Consider the following 8,464-nt stretch of genomic DNA (forward strand, 5'->3'; position numbering starts at 1 on the left):
GCTTTCCCGCCGCTGCCGCTGCGGGCAGTCGTGCCGCTGGGGCGGCACGGGTGGGCGCAGCGGCACCCCGCAACGCCGGGCCGCGCTCCCCACCCCCGGCCGCCTACATGCGGGACACGTTTCGCTCGTACACCAGCCGCAGACCCATCAGCGTCAGCCACGGCTCGTGCTCGTCGATGACCGACGCCTCGCCCAGCACCATCGGCGCCAGTCCGCCCGTCGCGATGACCGTCACGTCGTCCGGGTCGTCGGCCAGCTCCCGCGCCATACGGTTGACGACGCCGTCGACCTGGCCGGCGAAGCCGTACACGATGCCGGACTGCATCGCCTCCACCGTGTTCTTGCCGATCACGCTGCGGGGACGGGCCACCTCGATCTTGCGCAGCTGGGCGCCCTTGACGCCGAGCGCCTCGACCGAGATCTCGATGCCGGGGGCGATGACGCCGCCGACGTACTCCCCGCGCGCGCTCACCGCGTCGAACGTCGTCGCCGTGCCGAAGTCCACGACGATCGCCGGGCCGCCGTACAGCTCCACGGCCGCGACCGCGTTGATGATGCGGTCGGCGCCGACCTCCTTGGGGTGGTCGGTGAGGATCGGGACGCCGGTCTTGACGCCCGGTTCGACCAGGACCGCGGGGACGTCGCCGTAGTAGCGGCGGGTGACCTCGCGCAGTTCGTGCAGGACGGAGGGGACCGTCGCGCAGATGGCGATGCCGTCGATGCCGTCGCCCAGTTCGTCGCCGAGCAGCGGGTGCATGCCCATCAGGCCCTGCAGGAGGACCGCCAGCTCGTCGGCCGTGCGGCGCGAGTCCGTGGAGATGCGCCAGTGCTCGACGATGTCCTCGCCGTCGAAGAGGCCGAGGACGGTGTGCGTGTTGCCTACGTCGATCGTCAGCAGCATCGCGTTACTCCGCCGCTCGCAGGTCCAGGCCGATGTCCAGGATCGGGGAGCTGTGGGTGAGGGCGCCCACGGCCAGGTAGTCGACGCCCGTGGCCGCGTACGCCTTGGCGTTGGTGAGGGTGAGGCGGCCCGACGCCTCCAGTGCGGCGCGGCCGGCGACCAGGGCGACCGCCTCCTCGCACTCGTCCGGGGTGAAGTTGTCCAGGAGGATCAGGTCCGCGCCCGCGTCCACGACCTCGCGGAGCTGGTGCAGGGTGTCGACCTCGACCTCGATGGGCACGTCCGGGAAGCGTTCGCGCACGGCGTGGAAGGCCTCGGCCACGCCGCCCGCGGCGACCACGTGGTTGTCCTTGACCAGGGCCGCGTCCGAGAGGGACATGCGGTGGTTGACACCGCCGCCGCAACGCACCGCGAACTTCTCCAGGCTGCGCAGCCCGGGAGTGGTCTTGCGGGTGTCGCGGACCTCGGCCTTCGTGCCGTCCAGGGCGTCCGCCCACGCGCGCGTGGCCGTCGCGATGCCCGACATGCGGCACAGGAGGTTCAGGGCGCTGCGTTCGGCGGTCAGGATGTCGCGGGTGCGGGTGGTGACGGAGAGGAGCTTCTGGTCCGCCTCCACGCGGTCGCCGTCCTCCACGTGGCGCTCCACCTCGAACTCGTCCGTGCAGACGATCGACAGCACCGCCTCGGCGACCCGGAGGCCCGCGACCACGCCGGCTTCGCGGGCCGTGAAGTCGGCCGTGGCCACGGCCTCCTCGGGGATGGTCGCGACCGTCGTCACGTCCACGCCGTCCGCCAGGTCCTCCTGGATGGCGATGTTCGCGATGTCCTCGACCTCGACGGGGTCGAGGCCGGAGTCCAGCAGCAGGGCGGCGAGCGACGGGTCGAGGCCGCACTCCAGGTAGCTGTCCTCTTCGGTGTCCGCGCCGCAGGCGCAGCCGTCGCCGCAGCCTCCGGTGGAGGCGAGGGGGAGTTCGTTGGGGTCGGAGGGGTTCACTGCTGTCACTGCTCCTGGGGACGGTGCGTCGGCTGGGCGCCGTGGACGGTCGGGGGGAATTCTGGCGTGTCCGTGGTGTGCACGGCGAGGGAGCGGTCCGGGTTCAGCCGTACGACGACGTGCCGGCGCCACGCCGTGTCGTCGCGGTCCGGGTGGTCCTCGCGCCAGTGGCAGCCTCGGGTCTCCGCGCGCCGGGCCGCCGCGGCCACCAGGACCCGGGCCACGCACAGGAGGTTGGTGGCCTCCCAGGTGTCGACGCCCGGCTCCGACGTCTTGCCGTTCTCGTGCAGGGCCTCGCGGGCCTCGGCGTGGAGGCGGTGCAGGCGGTCGGCCGCGCGCGTGAGGGAGTCCGCGGAGCGCAGGACGCCGGCGCCCTCGGTCATGATCCGCTGGATGGTGAGGCGGGCCTCGGGCGGGAGGAGGGGGTGCTCCGGGTTCGCCGGGTGGGGGACGGGGGCCGGTACGCGTGCGGGGAGGGCGCCGGCCGTGTGGCCCGCGGCGATGTCGGCGGCGATGCGCTCGGCGTAGACCAGGCCCTCCAGGAGGGAGTTGGAGGCCAGCCGGTTGGCGCCGTGCACGCCGGTGCAGGCGACCTCGCCGCAGGCGTACAGGCCGGGCACCGTCGTACGGCCGTGGGCGTCGGTGCGGACGCCGCCCGAGGCGTAGTGGGCGGCCGGGGCGACGGGGACCGGCTCGGTGACCGGGTCGATGCCGTGGGCGCGGCAGGCGGCCAGGATCGTCGGGAAGCGGCGCTCCCACATCGCCCTGCCGAAGTGGCGGGCGTCCAGGTACATGTGGTCGGCGTCCCGCTCCTGCATGCGGCGCGTGATGCCCTTGGCGACGATGTCGCGCGGGGCCAGTTCGGCCAGTTCGTGCCGGCCCAGCATGAAGCGCACGCCGTCCGCGTCCACCAGGTGGGCGCCCTCGCCGCGTACCGCCTCGGAGACCAGGGGCTGCTGGCCCTCGGCGTCCGGGCCGAGGAAGAGGACCGTGGGGTGGAACTGGACGAATTCGAGGTCGCTCACCTCGGCCCCCGCGCGGAGGGCGAGGGCCACACCGTCGCCCGTGGAGACGGACGGGTTCGTCGTCGCGGAGAAGACCTGGCCCATGCCTCCGGTCGCCAGGACCACGGCGGGGGCGTGCACCGCCCCGACGCCGTCGTGCTGGCCCTCGCCCATGACGTGCAGGGTGACACCCGCGGTACGGCCGTCGGCGTCCGTGAGGAGGTCGAGGACGAGGGCGTTCTCGACGGTGCGGATGCCGCGCGCGCGTACCGCCTCGACCAGGGCGCGGGAGATCTCGGCGCCGGTGGCGTCGCCGCCCGCGTGGGCGATGCGGCGGCGGTGGTGGCCGCCCTCGCGGGTGAGGGCCAGGCCGCCCTCGGCGGACTCGTCGAAGTGCGCGCCGGTCGCGATGAGCCGGCGTACGGCGTCGGGGCCCTCGGTGACCAGGATCCGGACCGCTTCCTCGTCGCACAGTCCCGCGCCCGCGACCAGGGTGTCGTCCAGGTGCTGCTCGGGGGTGTCACCCTCGCCGAGGGCCGCGGCGACGCCGCCCTGCGCCCAGCGGGTGGAGCCGTCGTCCAGGCGGGCCTTGGTGACGACGACGGTCCGCAGCCCGGCGGCCTCGCAGCGCAGGGCCGCGGTGAGGCCCGCGACGCCCGAGCCGACGACCACCACGTCGGCGGCGACGGCCCAGCCGGGCGCGGGGGCGTGCAGTCGTATGCCTGTGCTGGTCACGAGGCGGCTCCGAACGGTCCGAAGGTGAGGTGGACGTTGTCGATCAGGCGGGTCGCGCCGACCCGGGCGGCGACGGCGAGGACGGCCTCGCCGGTGTGGTCGTCGCCGATCTCGGTGAAGTCGAACGGGTCGACCAGGGCGAGGTAGTCCAGCTCCAGCGGCGGGGTGGCGCGGGCGGCGTCGTCCAGCACCAGGCGGGCGGCGTCCCGGACGGCCGCCGCGCTCCCGGGGGCGGAGGTGGCCACGGCGTGGGCGTCGGCCGCCGCGCGGGACTCGCCCAGGGCGCCCAGCGCCTCCGCGCGTGCCTGCGTGGCCGGCACTTCGCGGGCCCGTGCGCAGAGCGCCTCCTGCGCGGCGTGCCGGTCCTGGCCGGCGAAGAGCGCCTGGGAGAGCGCGAGGGCCGTGCGGCGTTCCGCCGTGGAGAGGTAGCGGTTGCGGCTGGACAGGGCCAGGCCGTCCTCCTCGCGCACGGTGGGGACGCCCACGATCTCCACGCCGAAGTTCAGGTCGCGGACCATGCGGCGGATCAGCGCGAGCTGCTGGGCGTCCTTCTGGCCGTAGAGGGCGAGGTCGGGGCGGGTGAGGTGGAGCAGCTTGGCGACGACGGTGAGCATCCCGTCGAAGTGGCCGGGGCGGGAGGCGCCCTCCAGGCGTTCGCCCATGGGCCCGGCGGTGATGCGTACCTGGGGTTCGCCGCCCGGGTAGACCTCGTCGACGGCGGGGGCGAAGACGGCGTCGGCGCCCGCCCGCCCGGCGATCTCCAGGTCGGCGTCCAGGGTGCGGGGGTAGCGCTCGAGGTCCTCGCCCGCGCCGAACTGGAGCGGGTTCACGAAGACCGTGACGACGACCTCGCCGTCGGGGCCCGCGAGGTCGCGCGCCGTGCGGATCAGGGTGGCGTGGCCCTCGTGCAGGGCGCCCATGGTCATCACGACGGCCCGGCGGCCGTGGCGCACGCGCGCGTGCAGCTCGTCGGCGGTGCGCAGGAGGACGGGCGGGGTGGTGGTCATCGGGCGCCTCCGTCGGTGCCAGCGGTTCCGTCGGGGCCTTCGGTGTCGGGGGTTGCGTCCGGGGTCTGAGCGCCGGGGGTTCCGTCCGGGGCGCCAGTGTCGGGGGTTCCGTTCGGGGCCTGAGCGCCGGAGGTTCCGTCCGGGGCCTGAGCGCCGGGAGTTCCCTTCGGGGCGCCGGTGTCGGGGGTTCCGTTCGGGGCCTGAGCGCCGGAGGTTCCGTCCGGGGCCTGCACGCCGGGAGTTCCCTTCGGAGCGCCGGTGTCGGGGGTTTCGTCCGGGGCCTCGGTGCCGGGGCTCTCGTGGGGGCCAGGGTTTCCGTTCGGGTCCGGGCCGCCGGGGGGCTCCGGGGCGCCGGTGGCCTCCGGGCCGCCGGTCGTTTCCGGGACGCCGGGGATGCCCGCGGCCCCCGCGGCACCAGTGGCTGCCGCGGATCCGTCGGCTCCGTCCGCGAGGACGCCGAGCAGGTCCTCGGCGAGTTCGGGCTTCAGCAGCCCGTGGTCCAGGGCGCGGTCGGCGGTCGCGCGGGCCATCGCCAGGTAGCCGGCGACGGCCTGCGGGGCGTGTTCGCGCAGCTCCGTGATGTGCGCGGCGACCGTGCCCGCGTCCCCGCGCGCGACGGGGCCGGTGAGGGCCGCGTCGCCGGAGCGCAGGGCGTTGTCGAGGGAGGCGCCGAGCAGCGGGCCGAGCATCCGGTCGGGGGCCGTCACGCCGGCCGTGCGCAGCAGCTCCAGGGACTGGGCGACCAGGGTGATCAGGTGGTTGGAGCCCAGGGCCAGCGCCGCGTGGTACAGCGGGCGCCGGTCCTCGGCGATCCACTCCGGCTCGCCGCCCATCTCGATGACCAGGGCCTCGGCGGCCAGCCGCAGCTCCTCGGGCGCGGTGACGCCGAAGGAGCACCCGGCCAGGCGCTGGACGTCCACCGGGGTGCCGGTGAAGGTCATCGCCGGGTGCAGGGCCAGCGGCAGGGCGCCGACGCGCAGCGCGGGGTCCAGGACCCGCGCCCCGTACCGCCCCGAGGTGTGCACCAGGAGCTGGCCCGGACGCACCGCCCCGGTCTCGGCGAGCCCGCTCACCAGGCCGGGCAGGGCGTCGTCGGGGACGGTCAGCAGGACCAGTTCGGCACGCTGGAGGACCTCCGCGGGCGTCATGATCGGCACGTCGGGCAGGAGGGCGGCGGCACGCCTTCGGGAGGCGTCGGAGACCCCGGAGACGGCCACCGGGCGGTGCCCGGCGAGCTGGAGGGACGCGGCCAGCGCGGGGCCCACCCGTCCGGCGCCGACAACGCCTACGGTGAGCCGCGCGGGGCGGTCCTTGGGGTCTGGCTGTGGGGTTGTGTTCACGCGACGACGGCCTTCCGTTCCAGTCCGCTCGGGGTACCGGACGATTTCTCGTCATGTTAACGCGATCGGTCCGGGCGACGTCCGGTTGTCCACAGGCTGTGGGTTTCCGTGCGACGCCGGGGCACACGCACCGCGCGCATGTCGGAACGTGTGCGGAAACCGGGTGCCCGCCGACCGTTCCGCGCGACATGATCGCTGCATGAGCGACACGGCAGCGCAGGAAGAACAGCGGGAAGCACATCAAGGAGAACGACCGGAACAGGGCGGGCGGGCGGAGCCGGAGGAGGAGCGGCACCGGCGGCAGCGGGAACGGCGCGTGGCCGCCCTGCGCGGCGCGCGCCGCGCACTCGACCGCCCGGGCTTCGTCACGACCCTGCGGGAGCGCATCGCCCTGCTGGACGGGGCGGGCGAGCTGTACGACCTCGACGAGCCGTCCGACCTCTACGGCAACGGCGTGGTGGCGGCCCTGGAGGAGCGGACCGCCGCCCTGCTCGGCACCGAGGCCGCCGCCTTCTTCCCGACCGGCACCATGGCCCAACAGGTGGCCCTGCGCTGCTGGGCGGGCCGCACCGGCAACCCGGTCGTCGCGCTGCACGGGCTCGGCCACCCCGAGGTGCACGAGCGCGACGCCTTCAGCCGGGTCAGCGGACTGCGCCCGGTACGGCTGACCGACGAGCCCCGCCAGCCGACCGCCGACGAGGTGCGCTGCTTCGAGGAGCCCTTCGGGGCGCTGATGCTGGAACTGCCGCTCAGGGAGGCCGGCTATCTGCTGCCCACCTGGGAGGAGCTGACCGAGGTCGTCGAGGCCGCCCGGGAGCGCGACGCGGTGGTGCACTTCGACGGCGCCCGGCTGTGGGAGTGCACCGTCCACTTCGGCCGCCCGCTGGCCGAGATCGCGGGCCTGGCGGACAGCGTGTACGTCTCGTTCTACAAGTCGCTCAGGGGCTACGGCGGCGCCGCCCTGGCCGGCCCCCGGACGCTGATCGAGGAGGCGAAGGCCTGGCGGCACCGGTACGGCGGCCAGGTGTTCCAGCAGTTCCCCACGGTGCTGTCCGCCCTGGCCGGCCTGGAGCGCGAGCTGCCCAGGCTGCCCGCGTACGTGACCCACGCGCGCGTGGTGGCCGCCGCGCTGCGCGAGGGGCTCGCAGCGGCCGGGCTGCCGTGGGCGCGGGTGCACCCCGAGGTGCCGCACACCCACGAGTTCCAGGTCTGGCTGCCCGGCGAGCCCGACGCCGTGGGCGAGGCGGCGCTGCGGCAGGCCGAGGAGACCGGGACGATGCTGTTCTCCCGGCCCTGGGACGCGGCCGGGCCGGGGATCGTCCGCACCGAGGTCTCCGTGGGCGAGCCGGGCCTGGAGTGGACGGCCGACGACGTGCGGGCGGCGGTCGCCGACTTCGCGGCCCGGCTGACGGCGTGACCGCCCGGCCGGTCAGCCCAGGGCGCGCGGCCACAGGGACCACCACCGGCGCAGGGCCCGCCGTATCCGGCCCCGCGCGGGCCGGCCGGCGAGCACGGCCTGGAACTGCCGGCGGTCGTGCCACTCCCGCACGACCTGCCAGTCGTGGGCGCCGGGCGCGGGCGGCGCGGGCTCGCCCAGCTGCCGGGCGCGGTAGGTGTCGAGGAGGTACTGCTGCGTGATGCTCATGGCGCACCGCCTTCTCAAGGAGACGTGCAGGACACGTCGGAGGGACGTACGGGCTCCGCGGCTGCCCCGGTGACCCCAGAGTGCTCCGGTCCCCCGCTCGCGGTCGCGCCGATTGACGGCGGCGGTCAATCGGCGGCGGCGTTGTCGGTGGCGGCGTTGTCGGTGGCGGCGTGCACCATGGGGACATGAGCGTGCGCATCGACATCACGGGGCTGCGGCCGGAGCGGGTCGCCGTCGTGCCCTCGCCGCTGGCCGAGCTGGGCATGGCGCTGCACGCGCTGTCCGAGCCGGCGCACCACCCGGGGCTGCAGGGCTGGGTGACGGGTGTGACCGCCGGGCTCGACTCGCATCTGGCCGACCGGATGTGCGAGGCCGACTTCCTGTGGCGGACGACCTTCTCGGACCTGTTCATGCCGTTCGCCGGGGTGCCGGGCCGCAGCACCCTGCCCGGCGCCACCCTCGCCGACGACCTGGACCTGCTCGACAAGCTGTCCGACGAGCAGTTCGTCGACGCGGCCCTGGAGTTCACCTGCGCGCTGCCGTACAGCACCGCGGGCGCCTCGGCGCTCGACGACCCCGAGGCGCGCCGGCGGGCGCTGGACCTGGCCGCCGCGCGGGGACCGCAGCAGCTGCGCTTCAGCGAGCGGCTGCTGGCCGATCCGCCGCGGATCCGCGATTGGCTGCGGCAGTTCGCCCGGGACTGCGACGAGGCGTTCTTCGCGGAGGCGTGGTCCCGGCTGCGCCACCAGCTGGCGGCGGACGCCCGCCGCAAGACGGACCTGCTGCGCCACAAGGGTCTCGCCGGGGCACTGGCCGCCGTGTCCCCGGCGGTGACGCT

7 protein-coding genes and 1 pseudogene are annotated in these 8,464 nt (G+C 75.2%); 2 read left to right on the plus strand and 6 right to left on the minus strand.

Annotated features, from left to right (window positions below):
- Positions 1–103 precede the first annotated feature (103 nt).
- From K7854_RS36845 to K7854_RS36865, 5 genes and pseudogenes are all read right to left on the minus strand, one after another.
- A complete protein-coding gene (locus K7854_RS36845) occupies positions 104–901 on the minus strand; it encodes a type III pantothenate kinase (RefSeq protein WP_059302165.1) in 798 nt (265 codons plus the stop codon).
- Positions 902–905: 4 nt separating this feature from the next.
- Positions 906–1,895, minus strand: a complete 990-nt coding sequence (gene nadC / locus K7854_RS36850; protein ID WP_226030921.1) for a carboxylating nicotinate-nucleotide diphosphorylase — start codon at positions 1,893–1,895, stop codon at positions 906–908.
- A gap of 5 nt (positions 1,896–1,900) precedes the next feature.
- Positions 1,901–3,634: an L-aspartate oxidase gene (locus tag K7854_RS36855; RefSeq protein ID WP_226030916.1), complete on the minus strand. Its 1,734-nt coding sequence runs from the start codon at positions 3,632–3,634 to the stop codon at positions 1,901–1,903.
- A complete protein-coding gene (gene panC / locus K7854_RS36860; protein WP_226030917.1) occupies positions 3,631–4,641 on the minus strand; it encodes a pantoate--beta-alanine ligase in 1,011 nt (336 codons plus the stop codon). Before panC ends, K7854_RS36855 begins: the two co-directional genes overlap by 4 nt.
- A gap of 425 nt (positions 4,642–5,066) precedes the next feature.
- Positions 5,067–5,981 (minus strand): annotated as a pseudogene (locus K7854_RS36865) (Rossmann-like and DUF2520 domain-containing protein); the annotation flags it as partial.
- Between the two features lie 199 nt (positions 5,982–6,180).
- Between K7854_RS36865 and K7854_RS36870 the strand changes: the two are divergent.
- A complete protein-coding gene (locus K7854_RS36870; protein WP_226030918.1) occupies positions 6,181–7,398 on the plus strand; it encodes a threonine aldolase family protein in 1,218 nt (405 codons plus the stop codon).
- Between the two features lie 12 nt (positions 7,399–7,410).
- On the opposite strand, the gene K7854_RS36875 is transcribed toward K7854_RS36870, so the two are convergent.
- The gene (locus K7854_RS36875) at positions 7,411–7,626 is read right to left on the minus strand and encodes a hypothetical protein (RefSeq protein WP_226030919.1); all 216 of its coding nucleotides are present in this window, start codon (positions 7,624–7,626) and stop codon (positions 7,411–7,413) included.
- A gap of 185 nt (positions 7,627–7,811) precedes the next feature.
- Here K7854_RS36875 and K7854_RS36880 point away from each other — a divergent pair.
- Positions 7,812–8,464: DUF5937 family protein (locus tag K7854_RS36880; RefSeq protein WP_226030920.1), on the plus strand; the 653-nt coding region annotated here is incomplete at its 3' end.

Origin of the sequence: Streptomyces hyderabadensis, from assembly GCF_020404845.1 — a bacterium.
Lineage (GTDB): Bacteria > Actinomycetota > Actinomycetes > Streptomycetales > Streptomycetaceae > Streptomyces > Streptomyces hyderabadensis.

Coding starts and splice junctions, on each gene's coding strand:
- K7854_RS36870 (WP_226030918.1), top strand. CDS start 6,181: ATGAGCGACACGGCAGCGCAGGAAGAACAGCGGGAAGCACATCAAGGA.
- panC (WP_226030917.1), bottom strand. CDS start 4,641: ATGACCACCACCCCGCCCGTCCTCCTGCGCACCGCCGACGAGCTGCAC.
- K7854_RS36875 (WP_226030919.1), bottom strand. CDS start 7,626: ATGAGCATCACGCAGCAGTACCTCCTCGACACCTACCGCGCCCGGCAG.
- K7854_RS36845 (WP_059302165.1), bottom strand. CDS start 901: ATGCTGCTGACGATCGACGTAGGCAACACGCACACCGTCCTCGGCCTC.